Source organism: Helicobacter pylori FD535 (genome assembly GCF_000296015.2).
GTDB classification, from domain to species: domain Bacteria; phylum Campylobacterota; class Campylobacteria; order Campylobacterales; family Helicobacteraceae; genus Helicobacter; species Helicobacter pylori_CT.
The window spans coordinates 18335-40582 of sequence record NZ_AKHP02000021.1; the positions used below are offsets into that span (position 1 = coordinate 18335).

A 22248-nucleotide genomic window follows, 5' to 3' on the forward strand; every position below is an offset into this window, starting at 1 on the left:
ATTATGTCCTAATAGTAAAAATCCACTCTAAAGGACTACACATGCAAAAAAAGAAAGCTAAAAACCCACAACCGAATTTGTTTAGCATCTTAGATAATGGCGATATTGCAACAAACAATCCTACTAAAGAATCAGACAAGGCCAATGAAATACAAGAGCCACTCCCTTATGTCGTGAAAACGCAAATCAATAAAGCAAGCATGATTTCTAGAGATCCTATTGAATGGGCAAAGTATTTAAGCTTTGAAAAACGAGTATATAAGGATAACAGCAAAGAAGATGTCAATTTCTTTGCTAATGGTGAGATAAAAGAAAGTTCTCGTGTTTATGAAGCGAATAAGGAAGGGTTTGAAAGGCGCATCACTAAAAGATACGATCTGATTGATACCATAAGAAATAGAGAATTTTTCACAAGAGAAATTGAAATTCTAACCCACACAAACAGCTTAGAAGAATTGAAAGAACAAGGTTTAGAAATCCAATTGACCCACCATAATGAAACGCATAAGAAAACCTTAGAAAATGGCAATGAAATCGCTAAAGAATACGACTATCTTAAAGACATTTACCAAGAAGTAGAAAGAACAAAAGATGGTAAATTAATAAGAGAAATAATCCCTAGTATTTCTAGCGCTGAGTGTTTTAAGCTCTATAACAAACTGCCTTTTGAATCAATAAACAATGAAAATACCAAATTGAACACTAACGCCAATGAAGAAGTTAAAAAACTAGAATTTGAATTAGCTAAAGAAGTGCATGCTTTAATCCTAGAGCAACAATTGCTTTCAGCAACAAATTATTATTCTTGGATAGATAAAGATGATTATGCATCTTTTGCTTGGAAAATGCATAGGCTTATCAATGAAAATAAACTCAAAGAAAACCATCTCAGCGCAGATAACGCTAACAAGATCAAGCAATTTTTCTTTAATAATGGTTTTATTTTAGGCTGGACTAAAGAAGAACAAAACGCTATACAAGAAAACAGAGATTATTCTTTAAGAAGCGCTCTTTTAAGTTTGGAAGAAATCGCTCAAGCAAAAATTGAATTGCAAAAATACTATGAAAGCGTTTATGTTAATGGTGATGGGAATAAAAGAGAAATCAAGCCTTTCAAAGAAATTTTAAGAGACATCAACAATTTTGAAAAAGCTTATAAGGAGCGTTATAACGAATTGGTAAGCTTGAATGAAGCAATCATTCAAGCTAAAGAGAGGAGTAATGAGCAGCAAAATTCTAGCGCAAATAACAATAACACTATTAAAAATACAATAGAGGCTAATACTTCTATTGGTAACAATATTATTCAAAATAATGATAATAATAATCTAAATTTAAGCGTTGCTGATTTAGAATTAGAGCAACAAAATTTAGGAGAACCAAATGACAAAGAAAGAACAAATCGCGCAGATGAGCCGAATAGAATTAGAGCAGGAATTCCGCAAGAAATTCACCGCAGAAGCGAACATGGAGGACAGCAAGAGGGAGTGGAGCGATCGAGTGATGAAGAATTTTCACACCAAGACCCTAGTTTATTTATTGAGCCTAGAGAGCAGGGAGGAACAAGAGGAGTTTATAGATCTAGCGACCAACAGGCAGTTTCAGAAAAATCCCATAGAGAGCGAGATAGAATACATGAACATGTATTTAGAGGAGATGGAGTATCAGCAAGAGCAGATAGCAATAGAGCATCAAGTCAAGCAAGCCGAATGGAAAATGGAACAAGAAGCGAAGAAAAGGGGGATAATCCCAACGATGAGAGAGGAATACCACAGACACCGCAATCTCCATCTCATCAACAAAATAGCTCCAGAGATTTGGGGCTTTCTCTCTCTAGAGAACAGCCAGGACAGACTGGACGCTTACGCCTTTTTGATCATGGACAGATGGGCTCATTATTTCCCACAGACCATGAAAACCAAAGATCAAAGAACGATAATGAGCTTGATAAAAGCAGTGATAGAGCAAACGAAAATGGAGACAGAAGCCCTAGACAGAATGGAAGCGCAAATCAAGAGAGCGCAAGGAGTGAGCGATATGGAATTGCTCAAGGAAGCTCAAATCAATCAGTATTACCACTTGCTCAAAGCCGATTACATCATGCAGGACTCATCACACCAAATGGACTTAGAGACCTTGAAGAAAACAGGGATCAAAAGAGAGGACTTTTATCAAATTTAGACCATTTAGAAAGCTTGCTTAACGCTATTAGAAACAATACCATAGCGAGTGAGCCTGACTTTAGAGCTAGGCTCTTAGAAGCCATTCAAAACAACGAGCCTTTAAAAGATAGCATTGTGGGGACACAACTGTTTAAAGACCCTACGACTAAAATCTTTTATGACAAATTCCAATTAAAAATCAGCCCTAAAAAAGTCTTAGAGATTTTAGAAAATCGCCTTAAAAAATCCATTGAAACAGCGAATGAAACGCTAAACGCATTCAATGCGCTGGATAGTCAAGCCATTGATTTAAACGCTATCTCTAATAGCGTAGGATTAAATCCCACACAAGAGAGCAAAATAACAGACAATAGCGTAGAGTTGAATAACGCTCAAGAACAAACCACGCAAGAGCAAGACACGCAAGAAAACGCACCAACCACGCTAAAACAAGAAACACCAACCACCCTAGCCATCCCCCTTAATCCTAAAATAGATTTTAAATCGAGCGAAGAAGTTTTGATTAAGGGAGCTAAAACCCGCTATAAGGCTAACATTAAAGCCATTGAGCTTTTAAAAGAATTGCAAGCCAAACAAGAGCTCTTAAAAGGCGGTTATTACGCCACTCAAGAAGAGCAAGAAATCCTAGCGCAATTTAGCGGATGGGGTGGGTTAGAAAGCTACTTTAAAAAGGATCAACGCCCTGAAGAATTTAAAGAATTAAAAGCCTTACTCACCAAAGATGAATTCAGAAGAGCTTATTTGAGCGCAAGAGACGCTTACTACACCCCTAAATTAATTATTGATAGCATTTATCAGGCTTTAGATCACTTAGGGTTTAATAACGACAACCATCAAAAAGAAATCTTTGAACCCAGTTTAGGCACAGGCAAATTCATCGCTCATGCGCCAAGCGATAAGAATTACCGCTTTAGTGGCACAGAATTAGATCCTATTAGCGCTAATCTTTCTCAATTCCTTTACCCTAATCAAGTCATCCAAAACACCGCTTTAGAAAACCACCCATTCTATCAAGACTACGATGCGTTTGTGGGCAATCCTCCTTATGGCAATCATAAAATCTATAGCTTTTATGACAAAGAATTGAGTAACGAGAGCGTTCATAATTACTTTTTAGGGAAAGCTATCAAAGAATTGAAAGATGATGGCATAGGAGCGTTTGTGGTGAGTTCTTGGTTTATGGACGCTAAAAACCCTAAAATGAGAGAACATATTGCGCAAAACGCCACTTTTTTAGGAGCGATAAGACTGCCTAATAGCGTGTTTAAAGCAGCAGGCGCTGAAGTAACTAGCGACATTGTGTTTTTTAAAAAAGGCGTTGATGAAGCAATCAATCAAAGCTTCACTAAAGCTATGCCTTATTATGACAAGATCATTAATGGCTTGGATGATGACACCCTTTTTGCCTTACAAAACAACCGCTTTGATAGTTTTATCCCTAGCGATCAACTTAAGATTGTCAATGCGATTGCAAGCCATTTTGGTTTCAAACAAGAAAAATTGCAACGCTGGTATGAAAAAATAGACACCGCTAACTTTGGCTATAAAGAACAAGACTATGAGATCATCAAAGATTTCATTGATAAAGTTGGAAAGAATAATATCAATCTCAACGAACAAACCTTAAATGAATACTTTATCAACCACCCTGAAAACATTCTAGGGCATTTGAGTTTGGAAAAAACCCGCTATAGCTTTAAAACAAATGGCGAACAAATTTACAAATACGAGTTGCAAGCTTTAGAGAATAAAAGCTTAAATTTATCCCAAGCTCTTAATCAAGCGATAGAAAAATTGCCTAAAGATGTCTATCAATACCATAAGACTACCCTTAAAACAGACGCTCTCATCATTGATGCCAATAACAAACGCTATGAAGAAGTTCAAAAGCTTATCAAAAATTTAGAAAGGGGGGAGTTAGTCAAGTGGGATAATCTTTATTGCCAGCTAGAGCAAAATAATGAAAGGGGCATCTTTTTAAAACCCACTAAAACCAACTCTAAAGTCCAAGATTCACGACTAAAAGCCTATTTTAAAATTAAAGACGCTTTGAATGATTTAACGAGCGCGGAATTAAACCCCTTAAGCTCTGATTTAGAGCTAGAAAGTAAAAGAGCTAAGCTCAATCTTGTTTATGATGGATTTGTCAAGAAATTTGGCTATCTCAATGAAAACAAAAACCGCAAGGACATCAAACAAGATTTGTATGGCACTAAAGTCTTAGGATTAGAAAAAGACTTTGAAAAAGAAATCACCCCTAGAAGCGCTAAAATACAAAACATAGAGCCAAGGCAAGCTCAAGCTAAAAAAGCTCAAATCTTTTTTGAAAGGACTTTAAACCCTAAAAAAGAACTTATTATCACTAACACTAAAGAGGCATTGATTGCAAGCATCAATCAAAAAGGGGGTTTGGACTTGCATTTCATTAGAGATCATTTCACAACCCAAAGCTTAGAAACCACGATTAAAGAACTTTTAGAGCAAAAACTGATTTATAAAGACCACAAGGATAATGGCGACTACATTTTAGCGAACGATTATTTGAGCGGCAATGTGAAAAGAAAACTCAAAGAAGTTAAAGAAGCCATCAATCAAGGTGTGGAAGGATTAGAGGCTAATGTGAAAGATTTAGAGCTGATTATCCCTAAAGATTTGAAAGCCACTGAAATCATGGCTAATATCAACAGCCCTTGGATACCCACTCAGTATTTAGAAGAGTTTTTAATAGAATTGAGCGCTAACCATTATGAAAAGCAATACGGCGATAAAATGACAGATTACCAACTAGGCAATCTCAAAGAAGACATCAAAGTAGAACACCTAAGCGGTGCTTATGAAGTTTTTTCCAGAAACAATGAATTGAACGAGCTTTATGGTATCAGGCATAAAGACAGAGCGCATTCTTATAAAGTGCCTTTTGAAAGTCTTTTAAATAAAGTCTTAAACAACAAGGATTTGAGCGTTAAATACGCCCAAGTTGATCCTAATGACCCTAAAAAAGAAATCTTTATCGCTGATGAAGAGCAAAGCAATCTCGCTAGGCAAAAAGCAGAAGAATTGAAAGAAGCTTTTAAAGACTGGGTTTATAAGGATTATACAAGAAGAACCCATTTAGAGCAAATCTATAATGACACTTTCAATAACTCCGTTTTAAAAACCTATGATGGCTCGCAATTAGAACTAGAGGGCTTTAACCACCACATCAGCTTGCGCCCCCACCAAAAGAACGCTATTTTTAGAACGATCCAAGACAGGGCGGTGTGTTTAGACCATCAGGTTGGAGCAGGCAAGACTTTGTGCGCTATAGCCAGTTGCATGGAACAAAAACGCATGGGATTAGTGAATAAAACCCTCATTGCCGTGCCTAACCATTTGACCAAGCAATGGGGCGATGAATTTTATAAGGCTTACCCTAACGCTAATGTGTTAGTTATTGATAGCAAGGATATCAATGAAAAAGAAAGAGAGCTTTTATTCAATCAAATCGCTAACAACAATTATGACGCTGTGATTATCGCGCACACCCATTTGGAATTATTGTCTAACCCTAGAGAAATCATAGAAGAATTGAAAGAAGAAGAGCTAGTGAATGCCGAAAAAAACTTTGAAAGGCAAGAATTAGCTTATAAAAATAACCCTAGAGAAGCTAAAAAACCCAATGAAAGAGCCTTTAAAAACAAGTTGGATAAAATCCATGCTAAATACGATGCGATTTTAGAAAAACAAGGCTCTCATATTGATATTAGTCAAATGGGGATTGACAATTTGGTTGTGGATGAAGCCCACTTGTTCAAAAATCTAGCCTTTGAAACTTCTATGGAAAAAATTGCAGGGCTTGGTAACCAACAAGGCTCTAATCGCGCTAGAGATTTGTTTATTAAAACGCGCTACTTGCATCAAAACGATAAGAAAATCATGTTTTTAACCGGCACGCCTATAGCTAATTCCTTAAGTGAAATGTATCACTTGCAACGCTACCTGACCCCTGATGTGTTAAAAGAAAGAGGGTTAGAATTCTTTGATGATTGGGCTAAGACTTATGGGGAAGTGGTGAATGATTTTGAATTAGACACTTCCGCTCAAAGTTATAAAATGGTTAATCGCTTTTCTAAATTTAGCGATGTGCAAGGCTTAAGCGCCATGTATAGAGCTTTTGCGGATATTGTCTCCAATGATGACATTTTAAAGCATAACCCCCACTTTGTGCCTAAAGTGTATGGGGATAAACCTATCAATGTGGTGGTGAAAAGAAGCGAAGAAGTGGCTCAATTTATTGGCGTGGCTTTAGAAAATGGCAAATATAATGAAGGATCTATCATTGATAGGATGCAAAAATGCGAGGGCAAGAAAAGCAAAAAAGGACAAGACAATATCCTTTCTTGCACCACAGACGCTAGAAAAGTGGCTTTGGATTACCGCTTAATTGACCCTAACGCTAAAGTAGAAAAAGAATTTTCTAAAAGCTATGCTATGGCAGAAAATATCTATGAGAATTATTTAGAAACTCATGCCACTAAAGGCACACAACTTGGTTTCATAGGTCTATCCACACCCAAAACCCATAGCCAAAAAGTGAGTTTAGAAGCGCTAGATAACGCTCATGGAATAGAAAACAAAAATCCCCTAGATGAAACTCAAGAACTATTAGAGAGCTTGTCTAGTTATGATGAAAAGGGCAATCTTATCGCTCCTAGCAAGAAAGAATTAGAGAACGAACTCAAAGAGAAAGAGGCTAAAAGCGTCAATTTAGATGAAGAACTAGCTAAAGGCTGTTCGTTTGATGTTTATAGCGATGTTTTAAGGCATTTAGTCCAAATGGGTATCCCACAAAATGAAATCGCTTTCATCCATGACGCTAAAACCGAAGAGCAAAAGCAGGATTTGTTTAAAAAGATCAATCGTGGCAGAGTCAGGGTATTATTGGGCAGTCCCGCTAAAATGGGCGTAGGCACTAATGTGCAAGAAAGATTAGTCGCTATACATGAATTAGATTGCCCATGGAGGCCTGATGAATTGTTGCAAATGGAGGGGCGTGGGATAAGACAAGGCAATATTTTGCACCAAAACGATCCTGAAAATTTTAGAATGAAAATCTATCGCTACGCCACTGAAAAAACTTATGATAGCCGTATGTGGCAAATCATAGAGACTAAATCTAAAGGTATAGAGCAATTTAGAAACGCGCACAAATTGGGCTTGAATGAATTAGAAGACTTTAATATGGGGAGTTCTAATGCGAGTGAGATGAAAGCAGAAGCGACAGGTAATCCCTTAATTATTGAAGAAATCAAATTGAGAGCTGAAATCAAAAACGAAGAAGCAAAATACAAAGCTTTCAATAAAGAAAATTACTTCAATGAAGAGAATTTGAAAAACAACTCTTCTCAATTGGACTATCTTAAACGGGAATTGAAAGATTTAGAAACGCTTCAAAGCTCTGTAATGATCCCCACTCATACAGAGATCAAGCTCTATGATTTGAAAAATGAAGAGAGTAAGGATTATGAGCTTATCAAAATTAAAGAAGTAGAGCCTTTAAAAGAAAACGCCTCTATGAGTGAAGAATTAACGCACAAAAAACTCAAAGAACAAAACAAGCAAATAGCTGAACAAAATAAAGAAAAGCTAGACGCTATTAAAAAGCAATTTGCAAGCAATTTGAACGACTTGTTTTTCAATGAGGAAAGAGATTGTAAGCTTTTAGAATACAAGGGCTTTGTGGTGAACGCTTATAAAACTAAGTATCAAGTGGAGTTTAGTTTAAGCCCTAAAGACAATCCAAACATTGCCTATAGCCCTAGCAATATGGTTTATAAAAACGATACTGCCAACATGTTTAGCTCTTATAATTTCTGCGGTGAGATTAAATTTGATGGGTTTTTAAAGAGACTGGATAACGCTATCACTAAACTCCCTGAAAAAATCAAGGAATTAGAAAACTCCATTGAAACCACTCAAGAAAATATCGCTAAATACACAAGATTAGTGGAGCAAAAACCTCCTTACCCACGACTAGAATACTTGCAGGCTTTAAAATGGGATCATAAAACTCTAATAGATGATTTAGCCAAAATGAGCAAAGACAGAGATTACAAGCCTGTGTTCAACCCTAAATCTAAAGAAGTTTTAGAGAAAATGAACGCTGAAAAAAGAGCGAGTTTAGAGAATGAGAGTGTAACAGAAGAGATAGAACAAGCCAACCAAGAAGCACATAGGCCAATGAAAAAAGCGGCTAATGATGATTATGACATGGAGTTTCACTAATACTTTCAATAACATGTTTTTAAATAATGTTATTGAATTTGGCGTAACGCCTTTTAATATTCTTTTTTTCTAAACTTTTCCCTTTTTAAAAACACCCTAAAAAACCACCACTAATAAAATTCTACTAACCATTTCAAAAAGAACTAATAGATAATATAACTATTTACAATAACATAGTATTAAGTTTTTCTATTTTATATACTTTTAAGCTATTTATCTTTAAAATATATTTAACAAAATGATAAAGGAATAAGCGATGATAATCACCATAGCCAATGAAAAAGGAGGGAGCGGTAAATCCACTTTGTGTTTGAACTTGTGCGTTCAATTATTGCTAGACAAGAAAGATATTGCCGCATTAGACACTGATAGCCAAAAGAGTTTGGAAGTGTTCAATAATATTAGGAGTGAAACAAGTTTGCCCAATTTCACGCTCTTTAATCGCACAGGAAACATTACAGACACCTTAAAACAGATGACGGATAAATACGAATACATCCTTATTGACACTAAGGGCGAACATTCCAAAGAAAGCCAAAGGGCTATGCTATTGAGCGATTGGGTGCTAATACCCACCACGCCAAGCCAACTAGACACAGCAGTATTATTAGACATGCTAGAAAGGATTAGAGACATCCAAGCGTTGAATGAAAACTTAAAAGCTTGTATTGTTATGAACCGCATCCCTACTATCCCCACTCTTAAAGAGAAAAAAGCTCTCATTGATTTTATCAACCAAAATAACGCTAATGAAAGCGTGTTTTTAATGGATAATCTATTAAGCGAAAGGATAGCTTATAAGCGTTCAGTGAGTGAAGGCATGGGTGTGATGGAATACAATGACAATAAGGCTAAAAACGAATGGTCTCAATTCTATGATGAATTGATCGGGTATTTAGGGGGCAAAAAATGAAATGGTAGAATTTATAGTTTAATTCTAAATAACGCTTAATTGTGTTATGATATTAAAAACAATCTACTTTAAAGGATAAATATGGAATTTAAAAACACTAAAAAAGACAGGCTGAGCGATTTAGAAAATCGCTTTGAGAATGCCAACAAGCATGAAACAAACAAACATGAAAAAGAAGACAGGAAAAAAGCCCACACGCTCTATATTTCAGAGAAAGTGATGAATAGCGTAGAAGAGTATTTGAATGAATTTGGAGCGTTCAGAGAAAATAAAAGCGTGTTTGTTCAAGACGCTATTGTTTTTTATTTAGAACACAAGAAAAAAGAAATGAAGCAAATGCTTTTAGATAAGGCGAGCAAGTTGTGATTTTATGGTGTTTTCATACCAAGGAGCTTAAATGAAAAAAACAAAACTTTTAAAGTTGAGAGCGTTGAGTTTAGCATGTTTAATGGGATTAGGCGTGAGTGGGTGTGCGGTTTTAGATAAGCAAATTTTAAACGACCACTTGACTAAGGCTAAAAATAACCCAAAATACGATTGCCAAAAAGAAATGTGGTCTTTCCCTAAAAAATACGATGGGATAAATCAGTGTTTAAAGGCTCAAGAAGAGCTTATTGAACCAATCATCACTAAAAAGATTGATCAGTATCAATGCGATGATTTCACTAATAAAGGCTTAAAAGATAAGTGTTTCAAAAGAAACGATGCCTATTTAAACACTCTTTTAACGCCCATCATTCAAAAACAAGAGCACCGTTTTAGCTGCTATGACTTCCATAACCCAGAACTAAAAGAACAATGTATGGATAAAACTAACGCTTATGAAAAACAAAGAGACCGACAAGAAAGACTGATTAATCTCGCGCAATTAGAAGCGTTTGAAAAAGAATACGCGCAATATAAACCATACATTATCCCTTACTTCACCAAAGAATGCGTTAAAAATGCGTCCCATTTAGCTAACAAGGAAAGACTATGCCAAAAAGAAGTGCATGAAAAATTTAGCGACCCTTATTCTAGCTCTAAAGAATTGAGCGTTAAATCAGCTATTTCTTTTTGCATTAAAAAAGTTGATGCTAAATTAAAAAAAGCCGCTCTTATGAATGGCGTTTATACAAGACCTTATAAAAAATCCACCCATTGCCAAAGAACGCATTTAGACAATAAGAGCTTGAAAGAAATCGCTTTGGATATGAACCCTAAATTAGAAAAGCAAAGCCCTTTTATTGATGCAAACAAAATGGCTATTCAATCTGCGGGGTTATTGAGAAAGAATAAAGATGCCTTAATCGCTTTTACTACAGATATTTGCATGGAGCGTAACGAACATAAAAAAGAAGAGTTTATTAACCTTAAAGATAGTTGCGCCCAATCGCAAGCCAAACTCTATAACAATAAAGAGCGCTTTGACAAATTCATACAAGATTACCAGAAAGACTTAAAAACTTGTCTTTTAGACACTTCTAACACTAAAGAAGAAGTGGAGCAAAATTTTTTGCTTTGCCAAAAAGAGCAATTGAGAGACGATAACAAAAGCTTGGGCTTCACTCTAGAAGAATTGGTTAAAAAATACGCTAAATAAAGTTACTTAATTTTATGGATGGTTTTAAAAATCCATTTCATAGTTATTGTTAGGGTTTGTAGGTTCATTAGTGGTTTTGTTAAAATCTTTGAGTGGTATTTTTTTGAGCGTGTTTGTGCTTTCTTGCATGTCTTGTGCAATGGCTGTGATTTGATGGTTATTTTGCAAGCTTTCTAAAGCTATACTTGCACTTTTTAATAAGGTTTTAAAGCATTGTAATTCTTTCTGTAAAAAATTAAGCGATTTTTCACAGCGTTTAATGATTTTATCCTTTTGCCCTCTTTCATAAATGGGCAAATCATTTTCATTAGCTTGCGTTAAAAATTTCAAATCTTTTGATAGTTCCATAGCTCTAGTTTCTAAGAATTCTTTCCGCTTCTTAGCAAAACAATAATTTTTCTCTTCAAGTCTTTTTAAATGCTCTAAAAGATTGAGCCACACTTGTTTGTCTAATAAATTGTCTTGTGGGTTAGAATTTTTAACACTATCATCTATCTTTTTCATTTCAAACCTAGCAATATTAACAAGTAAAGCACTATCTTTAAAAAACTTAGCCACTAAAAACATATTGCCTTTATCAGTCAAGCTTAAATTTTGATAATTCATATACCTAAAAAATTCAAAAGCTCTTTGTGAAATACTATGTCTATCGCTTTTAAAATCTAAAGCAATTTTTTCTAAATTTTTAACAATGCTTTTACTTATAAAAACTTTGCTCATGCTTTTTAGTTTAGTGTAAAGCTCAAAGCGTTTTTTTGAATGGGATAAATCAGCTTCTAAATCTTTGCTAAATTCTTCCTTCAAAATTTTTAAATCTTTATAATCTTTCTCTAAAGCTATAATCTTTCTCTGTGTGGCAAAAAGTTTTTTGGTGGTATAAAGATAATCTTTTATTAAAGGGCTTTTACAGACAGCCAATTTTTGAGTTTTTTTATAAGTGTTTTTAGGAGTTAAAGATTCTTTATTTAACCATTTTATTTCCTTAAGTTGTTGGTTAAATTCTTTTTCATTTGTTGGGGGCGTGAAATTTTCTTTTTCCCAATGTGTTTTTTCTAATAAACTTTTTAGACTATCTAAATGGTCAGATAGGGCATTTTCTCTTTTTTTCAAGCTTTCTATTTGAGAAGTTGCACTGCCCAAAACTTTATAAAAATAGTTTTCATGCCTAAAACTCTTATTGTTTCTAGCCTGTTTTTCTAGCGTATTTAACTCTGTTTCTATGTCTTTAATCGCTTTATAAATATTAGGCGTGTTAGAATATTGCAATTCGCCTTTTGAGTTAGCAAATAAATAATCTTTAAATGTTTCTCTTAGTGTGTGGTAAAACTCTTTACAGTTATCTTTAGAATTAAAGCGTAGTTGCTTATTGGTAATTTTGTTAGTTTTGTTGATAATCACATGCACATGCGGATTGTTTTGGTGTGTATGGAGTTTCATTATAAAAGGATAATCATAACCTAGCGTGTTAGTGAGTGTTTGATACACGCTTAATTCCAGAGCTTTTAAATTTTTTTCATTACAATTTTCATCAATGCTAAACACTAGATGTAAAGCGCAATTTTTAACACGGCTATTATTTTCTAATAATTTTTCAAATTGCTCATTCCATTGCTCTGCTATATCATGATAATCAACTCCACTAAAAAATTCATCTCTCACTAGCTCACCATGTTTAGCGATATAATCCATCGCCCTTTTTGAATGCAAGCGTGTCATATTGCCTATATTTTTGATAACCACTTGTTTTTGTGGCTCTCTTAAACGCATGAATTCTTCTTGTGTCAGTTGAGTTGAATTTTTAGCAAACTTTTCTACTTCTTTATAATAGCGTTTAGCATAAGTGTATTGTATCTTAAGCGTCTTTTTGGGCTTGATGATCTCATAATCAAAAAGCTCATCGCTTTCAAAGTCTTTACTATAACTTTTTTCTAACGCCATTTTATTGTAATTTTATTATCCCAAAAACTTTCGCTTGTTTTAATTTTCTTAGCCCTTATTCTACATTATTATTCCCCCTTTTTAAAGTGCAGGATAACACTTCAATTCCGTAAAAATTGAAGTCAATTTGACCTTACAGGTGGCTAAAACACGCGCTTTTAAGATATTCTTAAATCAAACTTAATCAAAAAAACTTATTTTTAAAACTTTCAATTTGCTGCAAATAGCGCTAAAGGTTATGACAAGTTATGCTAAAATGAAAACAAGTTGTGCTAGCCATCTTTTATTAAAAAGGAGTCCAATATGTCAAATATTATTACAGATTACTCGCAATACAATGAAAAACAACTGCACAATTTCTTAAACTCCATTGAAAAACAATTGCTTAAGGCAGAAGGGGATAAAAATAAAGCGATAAAAAAAATCCAAGAGTGTGAATTGCAAGAACGAATGATCAGACAGGTTTTAGCCCAAAAACATTCTCAAGAAAAAGAACCCACACCAAGTTTGTTAAATACGATCGCCTCAAAAGATGACCCAGAATGGATGTTTCGTTTGGAGACTTCAATGATTTTTTGCAAATAGCAAAACAAGAAAGAGAAAGGCATGATGCTTAAAGTCAGAACTAAGAAAGATTTTCTTAAAGACTTTAATAAGCATATCTTAGTCTTAGCGTATTACAGAAAGCGATGTTGCAAGCATTGTTGATTGCCTAAAAAAACAAAAACCACTCCAACAAAAATATTGCGACCATGCCTTGAGTGGCAATCTTAAAGGGCTGAGAGAATGCCATGTTAAGCCAAACTTGTTATTGATTTATGAAATCAAAAAACAAGAAAACGAACTTGTTTTATTGCGTCTAGACACTCATAGCGAGCTATTTAAAAAGTGATCAAACGCTAAAAAATTTATCCACAACAACAATCCGTGCTAATTTTTAATTTAAGTTGCGCTAACTTTAAAATAGAACATGCTAATTTCTAAAAATAAGCTACGCTAAGCGACACTGCAAAAATGTTAATCTTATGCTACCTTAAAAGGAAACCATGCAAAGCAACACAATAAATCCTATTCATAATTAAATTAAATCTTACTCATCATCTAACGCAAATCTGTGTTAGAAATTGATGTATTCTTTTTTAGCAACAAGGATAAGAAGTTGTAGAAAGCGATTTTTAAAAAGCAATTAAAAAACACTCATGCAAACTTTTTTAATTCATCAAAACACTTCTTCATTGGGCTTGACTTCCCAGTTAATACGAGAGAGTAATTCTTTGTTTTTGAAATAATAATTCGCTTTTAATTTTAAGGGTTTAGCCTTATGACCGCTTACTAAAATGATCACTTCATCTTTATCAATATTCATAATATCTTGCACGCTCAATAAGTCCCACGCCTCTTTACCTATACTAGAAGTCCCTCCGGTAATGAGTTGTCCTTTTTCTGTAGAGTGGCTTCGTGTTTTTCTAGTCATCTTACCGACTTCTTCGCTCACTTGTTTAGCGTATTCTAAATCATCCATTTTGAAAATTACTTTGTAAGCCACGGTGCTATTAACAATTCTTGCATCTTCTCTGCCATAATATTTTTCAATAAGAGCGTTGGATTGCGTGATAAAAATTAAAACCACACCATAGCTCCTACTTAATGCGGGCATTTCTAATAAAAAAGGCAATTTACCAAAACGCACAAATTCATCTAAAAACAGATAAACCCTTTCTTCAAATTTCTTACTCTCTTTCAATAAAAGATTTTTAGCAATACTTTCCAAAAGGATACGGATAAGCGGTGCGAGTGTGTCAATATCTGTTTGAGCGATTTTAATATAGAGTGAAATATTATCAGCCCTTAAATCTTCATATTCAAAACTCATGCTATCTGTAGCGCTTTTAACTTGATAGCTTGTAAAGACTTGCATAAAACGGCTATAAACTGATTTAATGCTCGCAAACTCTTTATCATTCGCCTTCGCCCATTTGTTCGCTTCGTTTCTAATAATAGGATCTAGCATGCCCTCTTTCATTATAATATTGCCTTGATCGTCTTTTTCTAAATGATTCACAGAGCCATCATAATTTTTAGGATTTTCTGGGTCAGTATAGACTTGTTCGGCTACTTGTTTATACCATAGCAATTCCACATTGACATTAGGTTTCATTTTTTTAACGCCATTTTCTACTTTAGCCATATAACGCCCATTTTCTTTAACAAAACCATTATCGCTACTTTGACATTCATATAATTCAGTATAAAATCGGCTTTGTGGATTGATTAAGGGGACATAATTTTTTATAGGAGTGCTTGCAATTTCAAAGAAGGTACTAGCGTTATGCACACACAAATCATAAAGAGCGTAAAAGACAAATAAATTTTTAGCTTGCTGTGTCCAATGAGGGTCTTTATTTGCCCCATCTTCAGCAAAAATAGTATTACCCACTTCATCTACAAGCCTTCGCTTTCTGTTAAAATCTAATTTTTCTACAATGCGTTTATCAAACGGATTGAATTTAAGCGTGTTATTATTCCCCAAGGGATCAAATACAAAAATTTTATTTTTTAGAACTTGTTGTCTGTAACCAGCCGTTAAATCAAACAACTCTCCTTTAATATCTAACACCACACAAGAGCTAGGCACATTTAAAAGATTAGGCACAGCCACAGCTGCAGTTTTACCACTTCCAGGAGGAGCGATAATTAAGGTAGAAAGCGGAGCATCATAATAAGTAGGCTTAAGTGAATTTAAACCTTTATATAGCCCCACACAAAAACCTTTGTTAAAATTTAAGGTCATAGGATAACTTTTAGAAGAACCTAGCGTAAAGACATCTTTGCAAGCCTTAGGGAGAGTTTTAGTGTAATAATCTTTTTGAATTCTATTAAGCTTGTGGAATAAATTGCTGGCTTTATCCTTAAATTTATCTTTTAATGTTTTAAATTTTTTTCTCATTTAAAATAATCCTTTTATATATTTCATAAACAGCGTTAGTTTTACGCTTAAAAACCCCCTAAATACAAAGATTAAGACACAAATCACTACTAAAAAGGATAAGATCGTAAAGAAAACCTTAGGTCTTTTCTTAGCAAATTGATAAACTTCATAAAATATACACCTTATAAAAACAGGCAATAGCGTAAAGCTAGAGACAACAAGCATTAGAGGTAAAAACAAAATTAAGAACAAGCCTTTAAAAATATTAAAAATCCTATATTCATATTTAATAATATCTTTCATTTCAGCCCAAACTGCCTTGCCATGACTATCCATATTGCGCCCATTAAAAAATAAGTAGGCTGTCAAAAATAGCGGTAATAACGCACAAAAGAATGAAAAATAAATCTCAAATTTAAAATGGGGAAAATGATGTAGATTAAGAACAATCTTTTTTAGGTAGTTATAACTCGCTAAAAAACTAGGAAAATCTAAGAAATAATGCGATACACCTAAAAAAATAAAAGGAATGGCTAAAATAGAAATGATATAGCAATAAGGCTTATAAATTTGCATTTATTCTACTTTAATTTTACTATCTAATAAACTCATAAAATGCATAAAATCATTCTCAAAACTCTCATCTTTCATAAACTCTTCAAACTCCTCTTCGCTTTTAACCCAAACTTCACTAACATATTCCATTAAAAGAGTGAAATTTTCTTTTAGATTTTCTTGTAATATTTTTGCTTGATTTTCATCTTTTAGAAAATGGGGAGCATTGATAATGCTTTGAGAATTTTTAATAATAGATGCCATTTTTTCTAAATAATTTCTGATTAAATCAATATCAGTTTCTTTTGTCATAAATTCATCCTTTTAAAAATTTTCTTATCCCCTTTTAAACAATGCGCTACGATGAAAGCGCTTTTTTTGATAGCTAGGTTTAAAATTTTTGTTTTTTCACTCCAAGCTTTCAGTTGCATTTCAATATCTTGTAATAATCCAAAATGGATAACATTTTCTCCTAAAAGTGCCGCATTGTTTAAATGGTAAGCAATCTGGTTAAAATTAGAACAAGTCGCATTCAATGAGCTATATAGCATCGCTAAACTGCCTAAAGCACTTGTGATTTTTTGCTGTTTGTAGAAACTAATTTGGCTATTTAAAATAAGATTTTCTACAATTTTGGTGTAAGACTTGTTGTGCCTCGTTTTTAAATCATTTAAAATTTGGACACATCTAGCATCCAATAAAAATTCCATCCTTTTAGCGCCTTCTTTTTGTTTAGATCTTCTATAAAGTCTTGGATTTTTCATAACATCAACTCCTTTTTAAATTCGCTTTTAACATTTAAAACATCATCAATTATTCTATCGTTACCTTTTTTTTTGATTTGGATAACATAGTCCATACCAGTGCAAAAATAATCTAAAAGCGTTTCTTTAGGTGTAGGCTTACCGCCTTTATTCAGGTTTATATTCTGACAAATAGCTATAAAAGCATCTACTACACTATTAGCGTGTAAGGTGCTTATCATTCCGCTATGCCCAGTATTCGCTAAACGCAAAAATAACGCAGTATTATGCGTGTCAATTTCGCCTAATAATAATCTATCAGGAGACATTCTCATGGCCGCATTTAAGCCATCTTCATAAGTAAAAAATCCGCTCCCACTTTTATCCACTAAAATATTAACTTGGTCTTCGTTACTGATTTTTAACTCAGGACTATCTTCAATAGTAACCACCCTTTCGTTTTGGGGAATATTTTCAATCAAAGAATTAACAAAGCTAGTCTTGCCACTAGCTGTGCCACCACTTATTAAAATATTTTTACCTGCACTTACTAAGCTAAGTAAAAAATCATAGGTAATGTTTTTAGCCAGACATTTCTCACTTAATTTAAAGGCGTTAATTTCAAACTTGAAATTGCTAGGCACTCTGATATTGATAGAAATATTAGAACTAGCAATAATGCTAGGGTGTAATGCATTAATTCTAATTTGTGTGTAAGGCAAAGAAGTGTTTAACTTAGGCGTTTTTAGAGTGAATTTTTGGTTTCTAAAAATGGCTAATTGCTCACAAAAAACTAACAAATAATCATTAGTAAATTTTTCATTAAAACACCTCACTTTTTCCTTTGGGCGGTGCAAGAAATACTCTTTTTCTTTATTAAAAACCACTTCATTTAAATCAGGCTGGCTTAAAATAGGCATAAAGTCATCAAGGTAACTTTTTAAAAGATTAGAAATCATTATGGCTCTCCTTGATGATTATCAAAATCCCTTAACATTTTTTTTTGAAGTTCAATGCGCTCTTTTTCTCTTTTATCTTCTATCTTTTTAGCTAAAGAATAGAGATGGTGTATTTTGGAAAGCCTTTTATTATTAGCTTTAATCTCCAGGTTTTTTTCACAATTTTCGTGTTTTTCTAGTAAGTATTCTTGGTAAATTTTATGGCTTGTGAGTTTTAGATTAGATAACTCTTTTTCTAAATCCAGTTTATCTAACTCATTAAGCTCTAATTTTAATAATTTGTCTAGTTTTTCTTTCATAATTGTTTCCTTAAGTTTTCTAGTTCTTTTAATAAGTTATTGAGTTCTTGCTGTTTTTGTTCACACAACCTATAAGTCTCATCAAATTTTTTTTGGATTTCAACATTTTTGCTCACATAGTAGGACTAATAAAAATATGGCTTCCCTCTCTAATAGTGATAATGGGCTTAATCCTTATTTGATCTCGCATGATTTGAGCGATAATGTTATTTAGGCTGATACCAGTTTGCCTCGTCATTTGCATCATCATGTAATCTCCAAAATAGTTTTGGTTAAAACCACCCCTTTTGTTTTTCATCGCTTCGGTAAGACCGCTAGTAAGACCTATGAGTAGCCCGTTTGACAAGGTGCTTAAGGATAAAGGAATGCCATAGCGTTCCCAATATTTGTTATGGAGTGTGCCTATCATGCCGTTATAACCCTTGACATCAGCTCCCTTAGCATCGCTTAGTATGATATTGACTCCTTGTGGCGTGATTATCCTATTCCAAGCAATTTCTAAGCGGTATTCTCCTATTTTGTTATTGGAGTTGTAATAGCCTATGGCTCTACTCCCTTTAGGGATTAAAACCGCTCTACCCATCGTTGCGTATATATCACTCTCCACCTGAGCGACTATCTTACTCCCCCCTATTTCACTGCTAATAGGAGTGATCAGAATGGCTGGGATCATTCTGTCAGCTGTAATCGTTCTCAAAAGTTTGTTTTCACTGCTCGCTACATTTTTTCTTTTAAAATTTTTAAAACCGCTAGAGCCGTATTCTTTTTCAAGTTCTTGTTTTTCTTTGGATTTTGTGTTAGAAACACTATTTTTTATAGATGTTGGAGGCTGCGTTTCTTTTTGGCTGCTAATACGAGACGCTAAAATCACAAGGCGGGTTTTTTCTTCTTCATTAGCGGTATTGTAGTTGAAGAATGGACTTTGTGGTTTAATAAGCGTTTTATTAAAATCCTTAGGCAAATTTGGTAATTTTTGCACTAGCACATTAAAATCATCTAAATCTTTTTGTGTTTTTTCTATATTCTCATTAACGCTTTTAGTTTCATCGTTTGGCTTCACTTCATTGATAGTATCTATTTTATTCTTAATGCCTTCGTAAGCTTGAAACAAATAAGATGAAGTAGGGAATTTACCTTGAGAAACATTAACAGCTTTTTCTTTGATTTCTTGTTCGTAAAAAAGAAAAAAACCAGCTAATACAATCACAATAATTAAGCCAATTTTTATGATTTTATGCTCTAAAAGTAAAAGAAGTTTTTTCATTTCTTGTTTTCTTTAACCTTTTTAATAGGGTTTGCTTGATGTTGTTTTGGGGGTGTTATTTAGCCCCTTTTTATTCTTCTCTAAATTATCAGTGGTTTTTGGTCTTTCTATATAGGGGATAGGCACGCAATAGTGGGTTTTGATTGTGTGTTTTTTGAGCTTGTTTTTCAAATCTTTTTGCAAAGGCTTGGGAGCTTTTATGATGTTTTTAACCTCTTCTAAAGTCTTAACTTCTTCTTCATTTAAGGCTCGGCATTTTTCATTTGGAGTTTGGTTTTTGATTTGAGCTAACAACTCCGTTACGCTAATGGCATTTTTAGGTTGAGGCGTAGTGTCTTCAATCAAGTGAATGTTGTTTCGTTTGGCTTTCATGGCTTCATCTTGCTCTAAAAGCCTTTTTAAACGCATGAAGTCCTTAGATTTTTGGTATTTGTGCTTATCTCTTCTTACGCACACATATTCCTTACCGCTCATTAAAGTCCATTTTTTAGAAACATCTTCAGCAATAATATAATTCCCTACCACACGGCTATTGATAGGATTATCATACCCATCTACAACCTTATAGGTATAAGGAAATTTTGAAAAGGCTTGATCTCTGTCATATCTAAAATAAGTGTATTTGCCATCATCAAAGACATCTAGTGCCTTTATATCAAGCGCGTCATCACTGGGTTTTTTATAGAGCCACAAACTCCACCAGGTGCGTTTGTGTTTGGGTTTTTGCAAATAACCACGATTGATTTTAGCTTTTTCAATGAAAATGTGATTGACTTCATCTCCAATTCTTATAAACTTGCCATCATCAATTTCCTTGCTCTCATAATTGATTTTTCTATAGTCAAGTTTTTGTTTGTCTTGTTTATTGGAGCTGTTTGTATTTGTTTCTGTTTTAGCCAATTGTTCTTGCTCTCTTTTTTCTAGCTCGTTTTTAGATAAAATATTAAGCTTACCGATAGCCCTTTTATTAGAGACAAACACTGAAAAATAGCTTTGAAATTTGCTGGTGTAAGTGGTGCTAAACAAGTAAAAAGTATAAATTGTTCCGCTCGCTCCGACTACGGTTAGGTTTGTATCCACCCCTATAAGCAAGGGTTTGATCACTAGCATATTGGATAAATCGTAATGATCATTAGTAGGGTAAGTGAGTTCAAAACCGCTAGGATCGCCTAAGCTCACATAGATAATAGGATCATTATCAAAAATAAAAGTGGTAGTCATCGCATAGCGTAAGCGGACTTTGTTGGTGTTACCTGCCACATATAAGACATTGAAATTATTGTCTTGCAATTTTCTATTTTTAGAAAAATACACGCTCTGTAAGGCTTTTAAATCCATAAGTTGTTTGGCTTTTTCTTTGTTTTCTTGTTCTTTGAAACTTTCTAAACTATCAGATTTTGCTGGGATAAGATTGTTGTTTTCTTTGCCATGTTCAAAAGAACTTGTAGGATCAGTTTCATTCGTATTGTTTCTAAAAATATCTTCTTCAGCGCTAAGTAAGGTGCAATACAAAAATAGCGATAGAGTGAATTTTTTCATTATTGTTCCTTAACATCTTTATATTGGCTCATATGAGGGTCTTTTTTCTCGGTATGGATAATCCTAGATTTCACACCATCATCTTTGACTTTATTTTTTTCATCCAAGTCTTTTAAAATCGCAATTTCAGTTACATCATAACCTGTAACAATAAAGCCTGTAGGATTTAAGGGAACAGATTTTGTATCAATTTCAATAGGTTCAAATTCAAAGGTCATAATTATTCTATAACGCTTTTCGCTTTCTAACTTTTCTTTATTAAAAAGTTGTGCGGATATTTCAATATTGGCTTGGGTTTTACTAATTAAAGCGATATTGATAATGTTAATTTTTCGTGTTAGATTGATATTAGTGTAAATGCTATGTTCATAAGAAACAAGTTTTTCAAAAAAATCCCATACTTCAAATGCACTTTGCAATCTAATGGTTTCGTGGGCTATTTCGTTTTGCTCTTTTATATTTGAAATATTTTCTCTATTACTGACATAAGATGCTACCAATTGTCTTATAAGTGCTTGATTGGCACGAATACTCTTGTCTGCTCTTTGGACTATGGCAAAATTTTGTGTAGCGTTTGAAAAGGTTACCAAATAAGGCACTTTTTCTTTTAAGGGCAATAATAAGCATATAATAATGGCTTCTATAAGAGCTAAAGCAAAAAAGAATACCGCACTGCTAAAGATCCAATCGCCAATTTTACGCTCTGCTTGAAAAAGCGCATCAGCTTCTTTGACTCCATCAAACAGCATAGTGCTTTGTAACATATCACGCTTTTTTAGACCAACTTTTTTTAAAAATCCACTGAGTGTTTTTTCTCTTTGTATCTTTTGTTGTTCTTTGGCTTTATCTTTGACTTGTTCTTCAAGCTCTTCTTCGTTTATTGCTTTAGCCTTAACATATTTTTCCCAATCATCGCCATATTTTTCTTTTAATCTTTCTTCTAAAACCTTAGGCAACTCCCATGCGTTCATGCAAACTTTTTCCATTTTATGCCTTAAAGCCTTTTTGTGGATTTTCTAAGTTCGCACAAGGGCTTTTATACATTTCATATTGTTTATTGGAGCAACCCATAAGAATAAT

Annotated in this window: 12 protein-coding genes and 4 pseudogenes; 6 read left to right on the plus strand and 10 right to left on the minus strand. The window is 33.8% G+C overall.

Annotated elements, in window-relative coordinates; translation table 11 throughout:
* The first annotated feature begins 41 nt into the window (after positions 1–41).
* From DV63_RS12625 to DV63_RS12640, 4 genes are all read left to right on the plus strand, one after another.
* Positions 42–8447, plus strand: a complete 8406-nt coding sequence (locus DV63_RS12625; RefSeq protein ID WP_001169864.1) for a helicase-like domain-containing protein — start codon at positions 42–44, stop codon at positions 8445–8447.
* Positions 8448–8703: 256 nt separating this feature from the next.
* The gene (locus tag DV63_RS12630) at positions 8704–9360 is read left to right on the plus strand and encodes an AAA family ATPase (RefSeq protein ID WP_000587412.1); all 657 of its coding nucleotides are present in this window, start codon (positions 8704–8706) and stop codon (positions 9358–9360) included.
* An 81-nt stretch (positions 9361–9441) separates the two neighbouring features.
* The gene (locus DV63_RS12635; protein ID WP_000394639.1) at positions 9442–9726 is read left to right on the plus strand and encodes a hypothetical protein; all 285 of its coding nucleotides are present in this window, start codon (positions 9442–9444) and stop codon (positions 9724–9726) included.
* A 31-nt stretch (positions 9727–9757) separates the two neighbouring features.
* Positions 9758–10942, plus strand: coding sequence for a hypothetical protein (locus DV63_RS12640; protein ID WP_000751572.1), 1185 nt, complete (start codon positions 9758–9760; stop codon positions 10940–10942).
* Positions 10943–10966: 24 nt separating this feature from the next.
* Here the strand turns inward: DV63_RS12640 and DV63_RS12645 are convergent, their stop codons facing one another.
* Entirely contained in the window at positions 10967–12880 is a 1914-nt protein-coding gene (locus DV63_RS12645) for a relaxase/mobilization nuclease domain-containing protein (protein ID WP_001162731.1), read from the minus strand.
* Between the two features lie 303 nt (positions 12881–13183).
* Here DV63_RS12645 and DV63_RS12650 point away from each other — a divergent pair.
* Both DV63_RS12650 and DV63_RS0209215 read left to right on the plus strand, forming a co-directional pair.
* Positions 13184–13497 (plus strand): annotated as a pseudogene (locus tag DV63_RS12650) (hypothetical protein).
* A pseudogene (locus DV63_RS0209215) lies at positions 13490–13772 on the plus strand (type II toxin-antitoxin system RelE/ParE family toxin). The pseudogenes DV63_RS12650 and DV63_RS0209215 overlap by 8 nt, the downstream one beginning before the upstream one ends.
* A 327-nt stretch (positions 13773–14099) precedes the next feature.
* On the opposite strand, the gene DV63_RS12655 reads toward DV63_RS0209215, so the two are convergent.
* From DV63_RS12655 to DV63_RS12695, 9 genes and pseudogenes are all read right to left on the minus strand, one after another.
* A complete protein-coding gene (locus DV63_RS12655; protein ID WP_001227390.1) occupies positions 14100–15827 on the minus strand; it encodes a type IV secretory system conjugative DNA transfer family protein in 1728 nt (575 codons plus the stop codon).
* The gene (locus DV63_RS12660) at positions 15828–16385 is read right to left on the minus strand and encodes a hypothetical protein (protein WP_001167792.1); all 558 of its coding nucleotides are present in this window, start codon (positions 16383–16385) and stop codon (positions 15828–15830) included.
* Positions 16386–16676 (minus strand): hypothetical protein, encoded by a 291-nt coding sequence (locus tag DV63_RS12665; protein ID WP_000159814.1) that lies wholly within the window; start codon positions 16674–16676, stop codon positions 16386–16388.
* The gene (locus DV63_RS12670) at positions 16673–17128 is read right to left on the minus strand and encodes a hypothetical protein (protein ID WP_000795441.1); all 456 of its coding nucleotides are present in this window, start codon (positions 17126–17128) and stop codon (positions 16673–16675) included. Before DV63_RS12670 ends, DV63_RS12665 begins: the two co-directional genes overlap by 4 nt.
* Positions 17125–18066, minus strand: a complete 942-nt coding sequence (locus DV63_RS12675) for a CpaF/VirB11 family protein (RefSeq protein WP_000625122.1) — start codon at positions 18064–18066, stop codon at positions 17125–17127. The genes DV63_RS12670 and DV63_RS12675 overlap by 4 nt, the downstream gene beginning before the upstream one ends.
* Positions 18066–18365, minus strand: a complete 300-nt coding sequence (locus DV63_RS12680) for a hypothetical protein (RefSeq protein WP_000660140.1) — start codon at positions 18363–18365, stop codon at positions 18066–18068. Before DV63_RS12680 ends, DV63_RS12675 begins: the two co-directional genes overlap by 1 nt.
* 121 nt (positions 18366–18486) lie before the next feature.
* Positions 18487–19629: pseudogene (locus DV63_RS12685) on the minus strand (DNA type IV secretion system protein ComB10); the annotation flags it as partial.
* Positions 19626–21168 (minus strand): annotated as a pseudogene (locus tag DV63_RS12690) (TrbG/VirB9 family P-type conjugative transfer protein). The pseudogenes DV63_RS12690 and DV63_RS12685, both read right to left, overlap by 4 nt.
* Positions 21168–22154, minus strand: a complete 987-nt coding sequence (locus tag DV63_RS12695) for a VirB8 family type IV secretion system protein (protein WP_000416480.1) — start codon at positions 22152–22154, stop codon at positions 21168–21170. The pseudogene DV63_RS12690 and the gene DV63_RS12695 overlap by 1 nt, the downstream one beginning before the upstream one ends.
* Positions 22155–22248: the final 94 nt, after the last annotated feature.

What these genes read in the sequence shown, in the direction of transcription:
- DV63_RS12680 (WP_000660140.1), bottom strand. Translation starts at nt 18,365, where the DNA reads ATGAAAGAAAAACTAGACAAATTATTAAAATTAGAGCTTAATGAGTTA.
- DV63_RS12640 (WP_000751572.1), top strand. Translation starts at nt 9,758, where the DNA reads ATGAAAAAAACAAAACTTTTAAAGTTGAGAGCGTTGAGTTTAGCATGT.
- DV63_RS12630 (WP_000587412.1), top strand. Translation starts at nt 8,704, where the DNA reads ATGATAATCACCATAGCCAATGAAAAAGGAGGGAGCGGTAAATCCACT.
- DV63_RS12665 (WP_000159814.1), bottom strand. Translation starts at nt 16,676, where the DNA reads ATGACAAAAGAAACTGATATTGATTTAATCAGAAATTATTTAGAAAAA.
- DV63_RS12675 (WP_000625122.1), bottom strand. Translation starts at nt 18,066, where the DNA reads ATGATTTCTAATCTTTTAAAAAGTTACCTTGATGACTTTATGCCTATT.
- DV63_RS12645 (WP_001162731.1), bottom strand. Translation starts at nt 12,880, where the DNA reads ATGGCGTTAGAAAAAAGTTATAGTAAAGACTTTGAAAGCGATGAGCTT.
- DV63_RS12635 (WP_000394639.1), top strand. Translation starts at nt 9,442, where the DNA reads ATGGAATTTAAAAACACTAAAAAAGACAGGCTGAGCGATTTAGAAAAT.
- DV63_RS12695 (WP_000416480.1), bottom strand. Translation starts at nt 22,154, where the DNA reads ATGGAAAAAGTTTGCATGAACGCATGGGAGTTGCCTAAGGTTTTAGAA.
- DV63_RS12660 (WP_001167792.1), bottom strand. Translation starts at nt 16,385, where the DNA reads ATGCAAATTTATAAGCCTTATTGCTATATCATTTCTATTTTAGCCATT.
- DV63_RS12655 (WP_001227390.1), bottom strand. Translation starts at nt 15,827, where the DNA reads ATGAGAAAAAAATTTAAAACATTAAAAGATAAATTTAAGGATAAAGCC.
- DV63_RS12625 (WP_001169864.1), top strand. Translation starts at nt 42, where the DNA reads ATGCAAAAAAAGAAAGCTAAAAACCCACAACCGAATTTGTTTAGCATC.
- DV63_RS12670 (WP_000795441.1), bottom strand. Translation starts at nt 17,128, where the DNA reads ATGAAAAATCCAAGACTTTATAGAAGATCTAAACAAAAAGAAGGCGCT.